Below are 17,195 nucleotides of genomic sequence, written 5' to 3' on the forward strand. Positions count from 1 at the left end.
CTCCTAAACGGAAGGCAGCCAAGACGGCTGCCGAGTAAGTCCTTTACGTATTTGGCGAATTAAATCTCGTCAAAGAAGCCAGCACGTGGTTGACGTAAACCACGGATACCCAGACCACATTCAGCATTAATTAAAACACCAGTTAATGGGCGGTTGTTTTGACGAGAAGCCAATAACACGTATGAACCAGTCATATCTTCAGGTTCGGGTAAGAAATTGAGCGGCATGCCGCGTGCAATCTTCTCAGGATCACGTGCATCGAGTAGACCGAGGTTTTCTTGGCCTAAAGAAGCAGCACCTTTGATGTTTACATTCATACCCGACGGAGCAACAGCGTTCACTCGTACTTTAGGCGCAAGCTCATAGGCTAATTCTTTCATAATCCCAACGCCAGCATGCTTAGACGCTGTGTATACAGGGCCTCCGCCTGCCGAATACAGTGCTGAGTTAGACAAAGTAAATATGATAGAACCTTCTGAAGCTATCAATGCATCAAGTGCAGCTTTGGCACCTAAGATGAGAGATTTGGTGTTAATACCCATAATCTCATCAAAAGCTTTCTCCAGCTGTTCACCCGATGTATTGACGATATCTGCGTAATGATCCCAGATACCTGCGTTTCCGACGAAACAGTCAAGTTTGCCATAATGTTCTACAGTTGCTTGAACTGCGCGAACATTATCTTCATAGCTGGCTACATCTCCTGCGATCGCAAGCACGCGGTCACCAAAATGTTCTTTCAATGCATCAACTTTCGATTGAGAACGTTGAAGAACGGCAACTTTTGCACCTTCTTCTAAGAAACGTTCAACCAATGCCCAGCCTAAGCCTGAACCACCACCGGTAATAAGTGCAACTTCGCCTTGTAGCCAACCCATGATTACTCTCCTGCCATCTCTACGTATAAAGCACCATCTTCAACAATCACAGGGAATGTCTTGATAGGATCTGTTGCTGGTAAGCATAATGCTTGACCAGTTTTCAAACAGAATCGAGCCGAATGAAGTGGACATTCAACAGTGCCATCATCTTCAAGGTAACCTTCAGACATTGAAGCATTACCATGTGAACAACGGTCGTTCATCGCGAAAAATTCGCCATTGTTGTTGAATACTGCAAGCGCATCGATACCGTTAACGCCGCAATCTACTTTCAATGCTTCGCCTTCGTCTAATTCGTCAACTTGGCAAACAAAAATCTTATTCATTAGAAGAACACGCTCAGGTTATGTGAGTTGTAAGTCACCTGATCAAGGGTAATCTTACGGTTGAAGATTTCGAAACCTTGCTCAGTGTCGACTTTGCGGATCTTGTCGTGACGCTTACCACAGTAGATTGTTACATCTTTCTCTTTCTGGGTACGGTACAACAAGTACGTTACGTAAACGTCGTATTCGCCTTCAACTTCAGTCGCTTCAACAATCATATTTGAAACCATGTGTGTTGTACGTGAAGGAGGTTCTTCAGCCCAAGCCATACCTGTCTCTAAACGAGCTACACGGCGTTCCAACAAATCTTTTGTATCGTTAAATACCCAAGTTGTTGGCGGCTCAATCGAACGACGACGGTCACGTGTTTGCGCGTTTGGTGTTGTGCGTAACGTATAAGAAATATCTTCAGCTAATACAGCTAACCAATCGCGGAACTTCCAATCGTCAAGCAATTTTGCTTCACGATAAAGAAACTGACTAATTTGGTGATGGAGTTCTAAACTAATTTGACTCATTTCATAAGCTCCTTCTCATATTCGTCAGCCGCAGCTTCAACGTCTTCCCATTTTTCATGAATCAATAGGTCAGCCCAACGACGGTACATACCACGTGCAGCTGTTTCTGAGAAAATGTAGTTGGTGATACCAGGGATACCATCTTCACGTACTTTCTCGTTACCTTTACCCATTTCCATAATTAATTTGTTTTGACGGGCTTTATAACCACGTAAAACTTTTTGAATTTCAATCCAGTTCTCAGAGTCATCTTGCTCAAGGAAACCAGCAGGACCGAATGCACGTGTTGCAGAACGTTCGAATGCTTCTTTCACTTCTTGAGATGCTTCAGCGTCTGCAATACAGAATGCCCACACTTCAGTTTTGTTTGGACCACGTGGGTGCCATACACGAAGCGTTGCAGTACCGTTCAACCAAGACAATGTTGGGAACATGGTGTTATGACCAGCAAGACGAAGTGCACGTACTTCGCCTAAACGCTCTTTCACTTCATCAAATGTTTCACGGAAGTAGTTCGCCACTTCACCATCTACCCAAACGTTTGCATCTGGTTTTTCAGTAAAGAAGAAGCCTGAACCATGACCGCGTGAACCATATTGAATCGCGTCTTTCGCAGTTTCCCAAACAGGACGAGCAGTTTGTGCAGCACCTAATTTCTTAGATGATTCGTCATCTGGTTTTGCACCCAATACTTGGATTGCAGATGCGTGAGAGAACAATGCGTGATATTGGTCAGATGCGAACTGTTCAGCTGCAAATTTCCAGTTACACTCGATTTCCCACTTGTGTACACCACCGATAATTTCTGTACCACCTGGACGACGGTCAAGAACACCATCTAAGTACCAAGCGATATCGCCCATGTATTCTTCTAGGTCAGGTGTAGTTTCATCCCAACAAGCGAATACTAAGCCTTTGTATGATTTAACACGGTTAACTTCAACAAGACCCCATTTCTCTTTGCAAGCACCGTGCGGGAACGCGCGGTCTTCAAGTGGAATATCTTTTAAAGAACCGTCAATGCCATAAGACCAGCCGTGGTATGGGCAAGTAAATGCACGTGTATTACCACAGTCCGCGAAGCTCACACGCATAGAGCGATGACGACATTGGTTTAAGAATGCTTTGATTGAGCCATCTTTTTGACGTGCCACGATGATTGGATCTTCACCCATATAGGTATTGAAGAAATCGCCGGCTTTAGGAATTTGGCTCTCATGGCATAGGAATAACCATGTACGACCGAACACACGTTCTAATTCAAGTTCGTAAATGTCTGGATCGGTATAGATAGATGGCGTGATACGTCCATTTTGTGCATCGACTAAAGCATCGATTTCGCGCACATCAATTTTTCCACTCATGAAAAGCTCTCCTGTGACCATAAGGCACAAAGTAATAGACTCAACTTTTCAACGATGATGGATTTTAGAGCGATATTCGGGAAATATTTATTTTGTTTTAATTAAGAGATTTTATGGATTATTACGGTAGATTTTTTTTATGGCATTTTTTTTAAATTGCCGAGAACACCATTTATTTCGTGAATGGTAAAATAATCCTCACGCAATAGTTGTTTATAGATTATACTGAACGGACTTCTAAGTAAGACATTTTTTGGATTACTCCACGGGTTGATTATATGGAATTACGACACTTACGCTACTTTATTACTGTCGCTGAAGAACTCAATTTCAGTAAAGCTGCGTTAAAACTTTATACTGCTCAACCTTCTTTAAGCCAACAAATTAAAGATCTTGAAGAAGATGTCGGCGTAAAACTGTTGCACCGTACTAAACGTAAAGTTGAGCTCACAGAAGAAGGTGCCGTATTTCTAGAACAAGCACGTTTAACCTTGGCACAAGCAGACAAAGCTGTCGCTATGGCACGTCAGGTTTCACAAGCCAAACAGCAGATGCTGCGTATTGGTTTTGTCCCTGTCGCAGAGATGAAAATCTTCCCTTATGTACTGCCAAATTTACGTGTTCAGAACCCAGAACTCAAGATTGAATTACTCAGTTTAAATAACCGCGATCAGATGAAATTGCTGCAAAAAGGTGAACTAGATATCACTTTTACCCGCAATAACTTCCACAGCAACGAAATTGAAAGTCAGTTTGTACTGCGTGAACCGCTAATCTTTATTTTACCCAAAGATCACCCTTTAGCGAAGTACGAACGTATTCCTGTTAAAGCATTGAATGGGATTGATTTTATCATTCCTGCACGTGAACAATCTGGCACGTTGCATGAAGCTATTTTGGACTTTGCTTCGACCCATGGTATTCAATTTAATATCGTGCAAAAAGCCGACAATATCCTGTTTAACATTAACTCCATCGGCATGGGCTTAGGCTGCACGATCCTACCGGGATACATTGCGCCATTGACCATGAACAATACGGTGATCCGTCCTTTAGATGTCGAATTACCGTATCTAGACTTGTATGTAAGTTACCGAAAAACGGCGAGTTCTGTGGCTGTAGATAAATTCCTTGAACTGCTAACCAAAGTTTTTTATCTCGATATTAATCGCGAACAGCGTTAATTTTCGCCAAGTCATAATTTATAGATATAGCACCATTATTTTTAAAATGAATAATGGTGCTTTTTTTATGGCTAAAAAGTCGCTTTTTTAATCGTTTAAATGTTTTAATCGACGCATTTTATCTATCATGCATATCGACTTGATGGAAAATAACTTATAAATTTTAGTTTAGACATTGATAAAAATTGCTAAAAATTGCCGATTTACAACTTAAGTCTAATAAATAATTCCCCTTCCCCAACCATTTAGATGGGCTGATTTTATGCCTTTTTACTGATTTAGACCGTACACTGTCGACCTATTAATGAGAATAATACTCATTTAAAGTATTTTTTTCAAAAGATTTATATAAAAAAAAGGATGGCAAAACCATCCTTTTTTTGAATTTCATGTCAGTGACAAGAAATTACACACCACGCGCTTTTAAATAATCTTTAATCACGGTGTTGAATTCTTCTGCTTTTTCAACTTGAGACCAGTGGCCACATTGGCTGAAAATATGCGCATCAGCATGAGGAACGGTATTCAAAATATCCCACGTACGAGATACAGGAATCACCACGTCTTGTACACCGTGAATCAACAATACTGGCACAGTAATGTCTTTCATTTTTTCAAAGTCGAGTGGGAATTCGAAACGGTCACGGTCGCGTGCGCCAACAACATCCATCAAACGATTTGATGCATAGTCATTTGCAGCAGAAGCGAAACGTACTTTTACTAATTCATCAGTAATCAAGTCTTTGTTTACAACAAACATAGACAAGGTTTTCTTGATGCCTTCTTCGGTTAATACAGGGTTTGCATGTGCTTTAAGTGCTGCAGTTTGTTTAGCACCGCCTGTACCCATAGAAACGATACCCAATACACGTTCTGGATAGTCCAAAGCCATTTGGAATGCTAACCAGCCACCGAGTGAATTACCCACTAACCAAGTTTTTTCAATACCTAGTGCGTCTAACGTACGTACAGCGTGATCAACCCAAGCACGGATACCATAAGCAGTATTCGGTGCAACAACAGTTTGACCATAGCCAATCGTATCGATAGCGATACAACGTGCTTGTTCACCAATTTGAGGTAGGTTCAACCACCAGTTAGCAGCAGCAGATACACCTGTACCTGAACCGTGTAAAAATAGAATTGGTGTGCCTTCACCCACTTCGTGGTAATGCGTTAATTCGCCTTCAGCAGTTTCAATCCATTTATCTTCTAAACCAAAGAATGAATCAGTTGTATAGTCAGGAATCTGAACAGTGCTCATACATGCTCCTCGTATTGCGTAGAGCTTATGTTTCAATCCATAACGGATTTAAACACAAGGGGGACTCTTTTGGATTTTGTGGTTTTTACAGTCTCATATTACCTGTTCAGCCACTGCTAACTGATACATATTTACGATCATAAACAACAAATAGACTATAATTTAAGTTATTGTTTTTTAAATATATAACTCAAAAATATATCCATAAAATCTTTGAGGTATTTCTTTTTTAAATAACCCAGCAAATAAAAAGGGAAGCAATGAATCCACTTCCCTCTTTTTTATCCTGAGAAATTAGAACTTATAGGTATAAGTTGTCGCGACACGGTACTCTTGCAAGTCAGATTTGTAATCGAAATCGGCATCGATATACATTGCCTGGAAGCCTAAGCCCTTCAACTTACCTTCAGGCACGGTGTAGTTCACAATGAAGTTCAATTCATCTGACTTCTGATCTTTAAGACCAGCAATTTCTGCATCTGAACCTGTGAAATACACAGCAGTTGTATTTAAGCCTTTCACACCCATTTCTGAGAAATCATAGCCATAAGTAAAGCCCCATGATTTTTCATTTTTTGCAGTAAATGTTGCTATACCCCAGTTGACTAAGTACGGCTGCGGCACCCATCCACCCAGTGTTGGGAATGCATTATCACCAAACATTTGTTGATAACCCAAACCAAAGGTATGCGAACCGTAATTCACTTTCGCACCAACCGATAACGCTTGGTTATCAATTTCGCCATACAGTTTGTCACCCGAATCTGAGTTGTCAAAATAACGGATATGGCTATCCAGTTTGGCTTTGTCACCTAACTTAGTTTTATAGTTCGCGCCGACATATTGCTGTGTGTAAATGTCTTGAACATCGGCATACCAATAGCTACCACCAATTTCAGGTGTAAATTGATGGTCAATACCCGCAATATACATACCATCAGAAGTTGGCCCAAGATCATAATGACCTATGGTGCCATCTGGTAATCTTTTACCTGGAGCGAACATTGATAAATCACGGAATTGGTTGTCATAACGGTTATTGATCCCGTCAATGTATGCCAAGGTTAACTTGGTATCTTTAATCTCTTTCGATTCTAACCATGCACCACTATAAGTCGTCATTAGCTGACGAGATGGATCGAAAACCAACACTGGAGAAACCGGTAATAACTCACCGACTTTCAACTCAGTTTCAGATACTTTAGCTTTCAGGGTCACGCCCACTTTACCAAAGTTATCTTTTGATTCTTTACCGTCGTGCGGCAAGATCCAGTCTGGGTTTTTATCACGTGCATTAAGTTTAAATGCATGTTGAACCAAAAGGTCAGCACCCACTTGAATACCTGCACCAATATCTTGATACCCTGACTTGGCATCCAAAGTCACACCCTGTGACCATGAACCCCAGTTACCCGCCGGATTTTCTTTAATTTGACGGTCTAAGTAGAAGTTTTTAAATTTCAATTGTACTTGGCTGTCGTCAACAAAGTCCGCATAAGTTGCAGATGTTCCTAATGTTGCTGTCGCAGCAAGAATTGCTATCCATAAATTTTGACGACGCATGGCTTATTCCCAGTGATCAAATTAAGCTATGACATCATCATGCTCAACAATACCTTGGAAAAAAATCCGACTACAGTATTAAGGTTTATCAGGCTTTTGTACGACTTGAACTTTGGATGCGATTTCTAGTTATTTTCCTTAGAGATTAAAACAATAACTCTTTTTTATTATTTAGAACGACTGATTAAATTAACCCCATGTTTTATTAACGTAAAATAGAAAGTTTTTTATTTTTCGCAATTACATACGCTGTATTAATTGCTTTTAAGTTTAATGAAAGTTTTTTACTGAGATTTATCCTTATTTGAGTTATAAAATTTAGCTATAACATGATATTTAATTTATATAATCATCAACAACTTAAAGTTAAATTTCACCACCATGACTGCTCGAAATCGACCATTGGTTCGCAGAACTTTTCTTATTTCAATCCGCTTTCCATGCCTCAAGCCCATCTCAAACCAAAACAGCCACTTCAGACATAAAAAAAGCGCCCATTTCGGGCGCTTTTTTTAAGCAAATTAAGCATTTGCCTCTTTCGCTTTAGACATCGTCAACGCTAGGTCTTCGATCATATCTTCCTGACCACCAACCGTACCACGACGACCAAGCTCAAGAAGAATTTCACGAGCAGATACGCCGTATTTCGCTTCAGCGCGTTTTGCGAACAATAGAAATGAAGAATACACACCTGCATAACCTAAAGTTGCTGCATCACGGTCCGCACGGATCGGTTGATGCATCATTGGTATAACCAATTCTTCAGCAACGTCTTGAACTTTGAACAAGTCAACGCCAGTTTCCATTTGCATACGGTTCGCAACAGCCACGAATAACTCAAGTGGTGTGTTACCTGCACCTGCACCTAAACCTGCAGAAGCTAAATCGACACGCGTTGCACCAGCTTGAACCGCTGAAACAGAGTTCGCAACACCCATACCTAAGTTATGGTGACCGTGGAAACCGATTTCGATCTCTGAAGCCAGGTTGGCACGTAAGATACCTACACGGTCAGTTACATCTTGAGGCAACATATAACCAGCAGAGTCAGTCACATAAATACAGTTTGCACCGTATGACACCATTTTGCTGGCTTCTTCCAAAAGTTTTTCAGGAGTTGCCATGTGCGCCATCATCAAGAAGCCCACAGTGTCCATGCCAAGTTTACGTGCAGCAGTAATGTGCTGTTCAGAAACGTCAGCTTCAGTTGAGTGCGTTGCAACACGAATGGTTGCTACACCAACATCATGTGCCATTTTCAAATGGTCAACCGTACCAATACCAGGAAGTAAAAGTGCAGATACTTTCGCCTGTTTCAGGTTTGGAATCACCGCTTTTAGGTATTCTTCATCGGTTGCTGCTGCAAAACCATAGTTCACAGAGTTACCGCCTAAGCCGTCACCATGCGTAACTTCGATTAAAGGTACACCTGCATCATCCAAAGCAGTTGCAATGGCAACCATTTGTTCAGGTGTAGTTTGATGGCGCATAGGATGCATACCATCACGTAAAGTCATATCATTAATAATAATCTTAGACATTTTGGTATTCCTTAAGCTTCAGCAGTGTTTAATACGCGTTCTGCAAACATTTCTGCAGTACGTGCAGCTGCCGCAGTCATAATGTCGAGGTTACCTGCATATTTAGGAAGATAATCACCTAAACCTTCAACTTCTAAGAAGATTGAAACACGGTTACCGTCAAATACAGGACCATTTACAAGTTTGTAACCTGGTACATATTTTTGAACTTCAAGAATCATCGCATGTACAGATTCAGTGATTGCTGCTTGATCTGGTTCACCTTCAACAAGACAGTGAACAGTATCACGCATCATCAGTGGTGGCTCAGCAGGGTTAATGATGATGATCGCTTTACCTTGTTTCGCACCGCCCACTTTTTCAATAGCGCCAGCAGTCGTACGAGTAAATTCATCAATGTTTTTACGTGTACCTGGACCCACAGATTTTGTTGAAACTGTTGCAATGATTTCGCCGTATTCAACAGGCTGAACTCGTGAAATCGCAGCAACCATAGGAATCGTTGCCTGACCACCACATGTCACCATGTTGACGTTCGGAACTTCACCTGCGTCCAATAACGCTTCTAAGTTTACTGGTGGTACGCAGAATGGACCGATTGCAGCAGGTGTTAAGTCAATCATTAACACGCCAAGTTCATTTAATTTGCGGCTGTTTTCAGCATGAACATAGGCAGAAGTTGCATCAAATGCGATTTTAATGTCGTCTTCAATTACGTGTGCAAGTAAACCATCTACGCCTTCAGCAGTGGTTTTTAAACCCATTTTAGCAGCGCGAGCCAAACCTTCAGACGTCGGGTCAATACCAACCATCCATACTGGTTCTAAAAATTCGCTGCGTTGAAGTTTGTAAAGCAAGTCAGTACCAATGTTCCCTGGACCGATCAATGCACATTTAATCTTTTTCATGAATGTGTACTCTTAAAAATTCCGTAAAACCCAAGCTTATTTCGCTGCAAATGCTGCAGTCACAGAACCAAAGCCTTCAATTTCAACTTTGAATTCATCACCAGGATTTGCCACAACCATTGGGCCTAAGGCACCGGTCAATACGATGTCACCTGCAAGCAATGGACGACCACGACGAACCATTTCGTCAGCCAACCATACAGCTGCATTTAATGGGTTAGAAAGACAAGCTTTACCCACACCTTGTGAAACCACTTCTTCACCACGAGTCATGACCATTTTGCAATTTACAAGGTCAAGATCTGCAAGTTTTACAGGCTTAGAACCCAGCACAAAACCTGCTGAAGATGCGTTATCTGCCACAGTATCAATCAACGAGATTTTCCAGTTTTCAATACGGCTATCGACCACTTCAATTGCAGGCAGTGCATGTTCTGTTGCACTAATAATGTCTGCATAGGTGTGTTTTTCTTTGGTCAAATCTTGGTTAATCACCAAAGCAATTTCTGCTTCAACTTTTGGCTGAATCAATAAACCAGCAGGGATTTCTTCACCATCGCCATACGCCATGTCAGCAAACAACATACCGAAGTCAGGTTGATCAACGCCTAACTGCGCTTGTACAACTTTTGAAGTTAAGCCAATTTTACGACCTACAAGGCGACGACCTTCTGCCACCGCACGTTTGGTATTCACTTCTTGAACGGCATAAGCAATATCTACATCAGCACTTTCACCACCAAGTTGTGGACGGATCGGTGCAATCGCAGCCTGATTTACTTCCGCATCGCGTAATGCTTGCGCAACTGATTCAACAACAGCAGAATTCGACATCAATGTTTCCTTAAACTGCAAAAATTGGATGCACAACGTGTTTCATCCCGATCACCATCAAAATCAAAGTGATGAAAGTCATGTCAGGATTCGCCTAAAGCATTTCACTTGACATACTACACGTTATGTTTAGATGCATTTAGCATCGAGATTTTAGAAAGTGAATACCAATACTTATTTTATTTATGACTATAGCTATTAGCTATAAATTAATCATTATTTATTATTAATATTCAAAAACTTAAGTCAAAATAATTAAATAAAATTCACTATTTTTTTCGCCCTTAAATCTGAATCTCTACTAAAAAACTTGGCTTATACGACTAAAAGATAAGATTAAAAGATTATTTTAGCGTCAGGCCAACTTTTACGCATAGGTGTTCAATTTCATCTGATTTAGTTTAATAAATTGAAAATTTAAAAATAAATCAATAAACAACAATAAGATAAAACCAAAAATTCAAACAAAAAATCTATTCCAGCTTGTGGTAAAAGGCCAAATAGTTGCGCTCAACTTTTTAAGGTAAATTTGCTAGAAGACTGCTTGTTATTGTAGAAAAATCTAGTGTTATTACTTTTTTAAATAATTGAATTTACTCATTTCAACAACTAGAGCTTGCGTTACTATTCATTTGGTAACAAAAAAGGTGAAAACAAATTTCACCCTTTTTACTCGTTTGTATCTAAAACTATACAGCTAGACGTAATTTCACGTGTTCTAGTAGAAATTCAGTCAAATCACCTACGCTATGTGCAATATGTAAGGGTTGAAAACACTGGAGTGTTTCTACAGTATGCACTCCATAGCTCACGCCTACACGTGGCATCTGAATATTGAGGGCCATTTCTAAATCATACGACGTATCACCAACCATAATGGCTTGATCGGCACGTAGTCCTGTTTCCGCCAAAATTTCTGCCAACATCAACGGATCTGGCTTAGATTTGGTTTCACTGGCTGCACGTGTCGCACGAAACAACTCATGACTTTGCGTTTGAGCCAAGACACGGTCTAGACCTTTACGACTTTTTCCTGTTGCAACAGCCAATTGTAGACCGGCATCGCGTAATTCCTGCAACATATCCGCGACACCATCAAACCACATATCCCCTTTGGAATGGGCCACATAGTGATCGGCATAACTTTGCAAAATGTCGCTGTGCAATTCAGGAACCGTCGGAAATAACCGCTGTGCGACTTCCGGCAGACCTAAACCAATAATGCTTTTCGCATCAGCATCGGTCAGCGGCTGTGAATATTGATCTGCTGCAAATTTTAAACTCGCTACAATTTGACCCACAGAATCAAATAAAGTGCCATCCCAATCGAAAATGACTAGTTTTACAGCTGAGTTCATACGTTTTCCTAGATTTGATTCAGTGTTTGGTAATTCAGATTCTGGAGTGCATCAATTTATTTACCTCACCCCGGCCCTCTCCTTAAAGGAGAGGGAGAAAGAAAACTTACGAAGCAGTCCTGCTCAGGGAGAGAAGTCTCGTATTTAAAACTTACTCGTCATCTTCTGAAGACTTCACCACTTTGTCGGCTTTTTGCGCGCGTAGCTGCGCCACAAGGCTTTGCATATCTTCTGGCAATGGCGCTTCAATGGTTTGGTAACCCGGAATTTCTAAACGCATAGCATGTAGACATAAACGACGTGGCTTTGGACCACGGTATTCAGTTTCATGACCGTATTTTTCATCGCCCACCAATGGATGACCAATACTTAAACCATGTACACGGATCTGATGGGTACGGCCCGAAAGTGGAGACGCATAGACCAATGTGGCATGCATAAAACGTTCTTTCACGTTCCACAGCGTCTTCGACTCTTTACCTTCTTTAGGTGATACACGAACACGACGCTCGCCATTTGCCAGTTCGTAACGATGCAAAGGCTGATCAATGAGCTGCTTATCCAAACTCACCACGCCTTTCACCACAGCAGCATAAGTTTTTTGGATTTTGTGCTCACGTAACATGTCTTGCAGGCTTTTTAACACACTACGTTTTTTCGAAATCATCACCAAACCAGAAGTGTCGCGGTCAATTCGGTGAATCAGCTCAAGGTATTTCTTCCCTGTTGCGGCACGTAAACCTTCGATCAAGCCATACGCCACACCACTACCGCCGTGAACAGCAATACCAGAAGGTTTGTTTACCACCATTAAGCCTTCATCTTCATACACCACACGGCTCAGTAAACTTTGCGCGACTTTATCCGATACAGGAACCGCAGACTCATCTTTTTGCTCATAACGAATTGGAGCAACTCGAACTTGGTCACCAATATTGAGTTTGGTTTCCGCTTTGACGCGTTTTTTATTGACGCGGACTTGGCTTTCACGAATCAGACGATAAATGCGACTTTTAGGCACACCTTTCAGACGACTAAACAGGAAATTATCAATACGTTGACCCGCCTGATGCTCGTCCACTTCAAACCAGGTGACGCTTTGCCATTCTTGCGTAGAATTCATACAGTTACTGTGACCTAAAAAAATACTAAAATTGATTAAAAATTGATCATTTAAGCTATACTTTTCGCAAGAAACATAAGCTTAGCCCATAGGCAGATGATGCAAGGTTTGATATAGTCAGCGCACGGAAACCACCGTAACTGAGTAAAAGTTGATTCATTTCAGTATTTACTGTCATTGAACTTTCAAGCAATTACTCATTTAGCTCGGAAAGGTCCCAAAAGAATTATGCCGACGCCGAAGGCTTATTATATCGGCAAAACTGCAAACTGTTGCGTTTAATTGTGCCGTAGGTACATAAAACAGTTTGCCCCAAAAAAATATGTGCCAACCAAGGTTGGTTTTTAAACGTAAACTGATACACATCAGACCAGTCGCTCCCTGGAAATCGTGTTCAGGCCACAACGTTTGATGCATTGGATCTGCACAGTTTGTAAAGGTACGATGATAATTCCGTATCAAGACGCTCTATCAGATATGAATGGATGCTCTTCGAGCAATGTGACAGTGAAAGTTACTCACATCCAATGCACCGTTTGTCCGCCAGTGAAACGCGTTCAGGTGACTTTAATCGTTTAAAAGATTGAAGCCGTATTGCCATCATCAATACGTGAATCAAAAACCGTTGCCCGCCCAAAGAAGGTCGGTACACATGCACAGATGATGTTTTTCGATCTGTGCAACTTGATCCATGCTATCTGATGCTCGCTACGAGTCAGGCGATGTTCTTCTGTGTATCACTATTAGGTGTTACACCCATGAAACGTATGTTGATTAATGCAACACATGCCGAAGAAATTCGCGTTGCACTTGTCACTGGTCAGCGTCTTTACGATTTTGACTTAGAGAATCGTACCCGTGAACAAAAAAAATCGAATATCTATAAAGGTCATGTGACTCGCGTAGAGCCGTCTTTAGAAGCTGTATTTGTTGAATACGGTGCAGGTCGTCAAGGTTTCTTGTCGATGCGCGAAATAGCTAATTCTTATTACAAAGCAGATCCTCGCCAAACTTCAAACATCCGCGAATTGATCACTGAAGGCACTGAGCTTTTGGTTCAAGTGGAAAAAGAAGAACGTGGTAATAAAGGTGCTGCCCTTTCTACATTTATCTCTCTTGCTGGTCGTTATTTGGTCTTGATGCCAAACAACCCGAAAGGTGGCGGTATTAGCCGTCAAATTTCAGGTTCAGTTCGTGAAGAATTGAAAGAAATGTTGGCGTCTTTAAATGTCCCTCGTGGCATGAGCGTGATTGTACGTACTGCAGGTATTGGTCGTTCTCAAGAAGAACTCCAACTTGACCTTCAACACTTGCTGGACCTTTGGGCACAAATCCAAAGCACATCAAGTTCTGGTCCATCACCAATGTTGGTTCACCAAGAAGCCGGTGTGGTTACACGTGCGATCCGTGACTATTTACGTGATGATGTTGCTGAAATTCTGATTGACTCTGAGCAAGCGTATAACGAAGCGTATAACTTTGTTAAAGCAGTGATGCCACGTCAAATCGACAAATTAAAAACCTATACTTTAAATGAACCGTTATTCGCTCATTTTGGTATTGAAAGTCAAATCCAAACGGCCTATGAACGTGAAGTAAAACTTCCTTCTGGTGGTTCAATTGTGATTGACCAAACTGAAGCATTGGTTTCAATTGATATTAACTCTGCAAAATCAACACGTGGTAGCGACGTAGAAGATACAGCGCTCAATACCAACCTTGAAGCTGCAGAAGAAATTGCTCGCCAATTACGTTTACGTGATATCGGTGGTTTAGTTGTGATCGATTTCATCGACATGACCAAAGACCGTAACCAACGTATGGTTGAAGCTAAACTTCGTGAAGCAACACAAAGTGACCGTGCGCGTATCCAATTCGGTCAATTGTCACGCTTTGGTTTGATGGAAATGAGCCGTCAACGCTTACGTCCATCGCTTGAAGAAGCCACAGGTTATGTGTGCCCACGCTGTCATGGTACAGGTATGGTACGTGACCTACGTTCTTTATCACTTTCAATTATGCGTAAAGTGGAAGAAATTGCGCTACGCGAACGTCATGGTGAAGTTCAAGTTGAAGTGCCTGTTGAAATTGCTGCATTCTTATTGAATGAAAAGCGTCACAGCCTTGTATATCTTGAGCAAACTTCAAATGTACGTGTGACTGTACTTCCACACCCTCACCTAGAAACACCACATTACGAAATTTCGTATAACCCTGAAGGCTTTGCACCGACAAGCTATGAACGTACTGAAGCAACACGTTCTAGTGAAAAAGAATTGGGTTACGAAGCATCTGAGTGGCATTTAGGTGAAGAACAGGCCGCTGCTGCTCAGCAACAAGCACCTGTACAACAACAAGAAAAAGGCCACAAAAAGAATAAGCAACAACCTGTTGCTGCTCAACAAGCACCTGCACAAGTTGCAGCTCCTGCTGCATCATCTAGTCCATGTGCATGGTTAGAAAACTTATTTGTTCAAAAACAAGCTGCAACCGTTGACCAGTCGCGTACTGCAAACAATGCCGCTGCTGCAATTGAACAAATGGTGAATGGCGGTGCTGCAAGCCGTGGCCAGTTTGGTCAAATTACCCCTGCATCGGCAGCGCCTGCTGTTGTCGCAGATAATAATGCTTACCTTGCACCTTCTACTGTTGTGCATAAACAAGAACGTGACAGCCATTCAGAAAAAGCTGAACGTGAAGAAAAACGTCACAATAAAAAGCGTACTAAGCATAAAGAACCACGTGAACAAGAAGCTCAACCGCATCAAGTTCATGAAGAAGTGTTACAACCTTCACGTCAAGACCGTCAAGAACAGCGTAATAACGAAGCACGTCAAAACGAACGCCAAGAGCAACGTTCTGAACGTCAAGAACCGCGCCAAGACAACCGTCAAGACCAACGTGAAAACCGTCGTAACTCACGCCGTCAACACAACAACGAACAAGTGCAGCAAGATGTTCAAAACAATGAACAACCGCAGTCTGTTCCGCGTCGCGACCGCAACAACCAACAACGTCCAAATCGCCCAAATCGCCACCGCGATCAAAGCGTATTGAACGAGCAAGCGATTGCTCAGGAAGTTGCAGCTGAGCAACAACCTGAAAACCGCAATCAACGTCAACCTAAAGTTGAAGTTGTTGATGCACCACGTCAAGACGTGATGCCAACAGCACTTGTGGTGAATGTTGATCAAGCTCAAAGCGAAATCGTAGCACTAAATACTGCCCCAGCAGTTGAAAAACCTGTAGAAACCCCAGTTGTCGAAAAGGCCGCTGTCGTTGAAGCAGCAAAAGTGGAAAAACTTGCGACTGAAACAAAAGAAGCAGCGCATAAACCACAGCATGCGCAGCAAAAACCGTCTCGTGCAAGCAATGACCCTCGTCAGCGCCGCCGCGAACAGCGTGAAGCTCGTGCTCAACAAGCACAGGCTCCGAAAATTTCGCCATCTCAAGTGCCGACACTAGGTCAATACACTATAAGCAGCTTGATTAAGCATGTATACGGCGAAGACTGCTCAGTACTGATTGAGCAATTTGGCTTAATTCCAACATTCAACCGTGCATTGCAAAAATTCACGGAAGAATATGCCGCGACTTTGACTGCACCTGCAGCTGAAGCAGCTGTAGAGAAAAAGCCTATCACTCGTGATGTTCAAGTTGCAAAAGCTGCACCTGAAGCTGAACCAGCGCCAATGTTGGATTTGACACCACCAAAGCCTGTGTCAGATAAACGTGTTGCTAATGACCCACGTGAGCGTCGTCGCCTTGCTAAACTTGCAGCTGAACAAGCGAAACAAGACCAAGCAAAAGCACATGCTGAGGTGGAAGCTACTCCTGTTGCAGACACTGCTATTGAGGCGCCTGTAGTTGTAGAAGCTGAAGCTGCTACAGTTGAAGCCAATGTATCCGACGTTGCAATTCAAACTGAAGTACCTGAACCCGCTCAAGCTGAAGTACCGACACCCGTTCAAGCTGAACTGGATGTGAGTGCGCAGCCTGAAAAGACGGAAGAAGTGTCTAAAGCTCCTGCTAAACCAGTAGAAGAAAAAGCTCAAGCCGTTGAAGCGGAAAAGAAAGTTGAGGTTCCTGTAGACGAGAACTCGGCCACTGAAGGTGAAAAACCTACACGCCCTCGTCGTCCTCGCGGTCGTCCACCGAAAAAAGCAAACACCGCAACTGAGCAGTAATTTGCTATTTTGCAGGTGAATAAAAAAATCCAGTCATTTCGGTGACTGGTTTTTTTTTGATACTTTTGTCAAATTAGGTTGATTGCACTAGATCGAAACGATTAAAAGACAATTGTAGAATTTGCTGCAAATTTCATTGCAAAG

13 protein-coding genes and 1 pseudogene are annotated in these 17,195 nt (G+C 42.0%); 2 read left to right on the forward strand and 12 right to left on the reverse strand.

The genetic code is table 11. The features are described 5' to 3' along the window. Positions 1-59: 59 nt before the first annotated feature. Genes hcaB through hcaE form a run of 4 tightly spaced genes read right to left on the reverse strand, consistent with a single transcriptional unit; the run spans position 60 to position 3,089 of the window. The gene (hcaB, locus tag FTU12_RS01145; RefSeq protein ID WP_067763930.1) at positions 60-878 is read right to left on the reverse strand and encodes a 3-phenylpropionate-dihydrodiol/cinnamic acid-dihydrodiol dehydrogenase; all 819 of its coding nucleotides are present in this window, start codon (positions 876-878) and stop codon (positions 60-62) included. Between the two features lie 2 nt (positions 879-880). Then, positions 881-1,207: a 3-phenylpropionate/cinnamic acid dioxygenase ferredoxin subunit gene (gene hcaC / locus FTU12_RS01150; protein ID WP_067763933.1), complete on the reverse strand. Its 327-nt coding sequence runs from the start codon at positions 1,205-1,207 to the stop codon at positions 881-883. After that, positions 1,207-1,725, reverse strand: coding sequence for a 3-phenylpropionate/cinnamic acid dioxygenase subunit beta (gene hcaF / locus FTU12_RS01155; RefSeq protein WP_180048817.1), 519 nt, complete (start codon positions 1,723-1,725; stop codon positions 1,207-1,209). The genes hcaC and hcaF overlap by 1 nt, the downstream gene beginning before the upstream one ends. Then, positions 1,722-3,089 (reverse strand): 3-phenylpropionate/cinnamic acid dioxygenase subunit alpha, encoded by a 1,368-nt coding sequence (hcaE, locus tag FTU12_RS01160; RefSeq protein WP_067763943.1) that lies wholly within the window; start codon positions 3,087-3,089, stop codon positions 1,722-1,724. Before hcaE ends, hcaF begins: the two co-directional genes overlap by 4 nt. A gap of 278 nt (positions 3,090-3,367) precedes the next feature. On the opposite strand from hcaE, the gene hcaR reads away from it, so the two are divergent. Next, the gene (hcaR, locus tag FTU12_RS01165) at positions 3,368-4,273 is read left to right on the forward strand and encodes a DNA-binding transcriptional regulator HcaR (RefSeq protein ID WP_180113578.1); all 906 of its coding nucleotides are present in this window, start codon (positions 3,368-3,370) and stop codon (positions 4,271-4,273) included. Positions 4,274-4,679: 406 nt separating this feature from the next. Here the strand turns inward: hcaR and FTU12_RS01170 are convergent, their stop codons facing one another. The 8 genes and pseudogenes from FTU12_RS01170 to FTU12_RS16620 all read right to left on the reverse strand — a co-directional run bounded on the left by FTU12_RS01170 (position 4,680) and on the right by FTU12_RS16620 (position 13,228). Continuing rightward, positions 4,680-5,537 carry an alpha/beta fold hydrolase gene (locus FTU12_RS01170; protein ID WP_078192776.1) on the reverse strand — a complete coding sequence of 286 codons (858 nt, stop codon included), beginning with the start codon at positions 5,535-5,537 and terminating at the stop codon, positions 4,680-4,682. Positions 5,538-5,831: 294 nt separating this feature from the next. Beyond that, entirely contained in the window at positions 5,832-7,100 is a 1,269-nt protein-coding gene (locus tag FTU12_RS01175) for an OprD family outer membrane porin (RefSeq protein WP_180113579.1), read from the reverse strand. A 521-nt stretch (positions 7,101-7,621) separates the two neighbouring features. Then, positions 7,622-8,641, reverse strand: coding sequence for a 4-hydroxy-2-oxovalerate aldolase (gene dmpG / locus FTU12_RS01180; protein ID WP_180113580.1), 1,020 nt, complete (start codon positions 8,639-8,641; stop codon positions 7,622-7,624). An 11-nt stretch (positions 8,642-8,652) separates the two neighbouring features. Next, entirely contained in the window at positions 8,653-9,549 is an 897-nt protein-coding gene (locus tag FTU12_RS01185) for an acetaldehyde dehydrogenase (acetylating) (RefSeq protein WP_078192779.1), read from the reverse strand. A 36-nt stretch (positions 9,550-9,585) separates the two neighbouring features. Then, complete coding sequence (gene mhpD / locus FTU12_RS01190; RefSeq protein WP_180113581.1) at positions 9,586-10,383, reverse strand: 2-keto-4-pentenoate hydratase; 798 nt, start codon at positions 10,381-10,383, stop codon at positions 9,586-9,588. Between the two features lie 689 nt (positions 10,384-11,072). Next, complete coding sequence (locus FTU12_RS01195) at positions 11,073-11,741, reverse strand: HAD-IA family hydrolase (RefSeq protein ID WP_111884106.1); 669 nt, start codon at positions 11,739-11,741, stop codon at positions 11,073-11,075. A gap of 151 nt (positions 11,742-11,892) precedes the next feature. After that, entirely contained in the window at positions 11,893-12,864 is a 972-nt protein-coding gene (locus FTU12_RS01200) for an RluA family pseudouridine synthase (RefSeq protein WP_078189751.1), read from the reverse strand. Positions 12,865-12,919: 55 nt separating this feature from the next. Further along, positions 12,920-13,228 (reverse strand): annotated as a pseudogene (locus FTU12_RS16620) (hypothetical protein). Between the two features lie 394 nt (positions 13,229-13,622). Between FTU12_RS16620 and FTU12_RS01205 the strand changes: the two are divergent. Continuing rightward, entirely contained in the window at positions 13,623-17,051 is a 3,429-nt protein-coding gene (locus FTU12_RS01205; RefSeq protein WP_180113582.1) for an Rne/Rng family ribonuclease, read from the forward strand. The last annotated feature ends 144 nt before the right edge of the window (positions 17,052-17,195 follow it).

Source organism: Acinetobacter sp. YH12063, from assembly GCF_013419715.1.
Classification (GTDB): Bacteria; Pseudomonadota; Gammaproteobacteria; order Pseudomonadales; family Moraxellaceae; genus Acinetobacter; species Acinetobacter amyesii.

Coding starts and splice junctions, on each gene's coding strand:
- hcaB (WP_067763930.1), bottom strand. CDS start 878: ATGGGTTGGCTACAAGGCGAAGTTGCACTTATTACCGGTGGTGGTTCA.
- hcaC (WP_067763933.1), bottom strand. CDS start 1,207: ATGAATAAGATTTTTGTTTGCCAAGTTGACGAATTAGACGAAGGCGAA.
- hcaF (WP_180048817.1), bottom strand. CDS start 1,725: ATGAGTCAAATTAGTTTAGAACTCCATCACCAAATTAGTCAGTTTCTT.
- hcaE (WP_067763943.1), bottom strand. CDS start 3,089: ATGAGTGGAAAAATTGATGTGCGCGAAATCGATGCTTTAGTCGATGCA.
- hcaR (WP_180113578.1), top strand. CDS start 3,368: ATGGAATTACGACACTTACGCTACTTTATTACTGTCGCTGAAGAACTC.
- FTU12_RS01170 (WP_078192776.1), bottom strand. CDS start 5,537: ATGAGCACTGTTCAGATTCCTGACTATACAACTGATTCATTCTTTGGT.
- FTU12_RS01175 (WP_180113579.1), bottom strand. CDS start 7,100: ATGCGTCGTCAAAATTTATGGATAGCAATTCTTGCTGCGACAGCAACA.
- dmpG (WP_180113580.1), bottom strand. CDS start 8,641: ATGTCTAAGATTATTATTAATGATATGACTTTACGTGATGGTATGCAT.
- FTU12_RS01185 (WP_078192779.1), bottom strand. CDS start 9,549: ATGAAAAAGATTAAATGTGCATTGATCGGTCCAGGGAACATTGGTACT.
- mhpD (WP_180113581.1), bottom strand. CDS start 10,383: ATGTCGAATTCTGCTGTTGTTGAATCAGTTGCGCAAGCATTACGCGAT.
- FTU12_RS01195 (WP_111884106.1), bottom strand. CDS start 11,741: ATGAACTCAGCTGTAAAACTAGTCATTTTCGATTGGGATGGCACTTTA.
- FTU12_RS01200 (WP_078189751.1), bottom strand. CDS start 12,864: ATGAATTCTACGCAAGAATGGCAAAGCGTCACCTGGTTTGAAGTGGAC.
- FTU12_RS01205 (WP_180113582.1), top strand. CDS start 13,623: ATGAAACGTATGTTGATTAATGCAACACATGCCGAAGAAATTCGCGTT.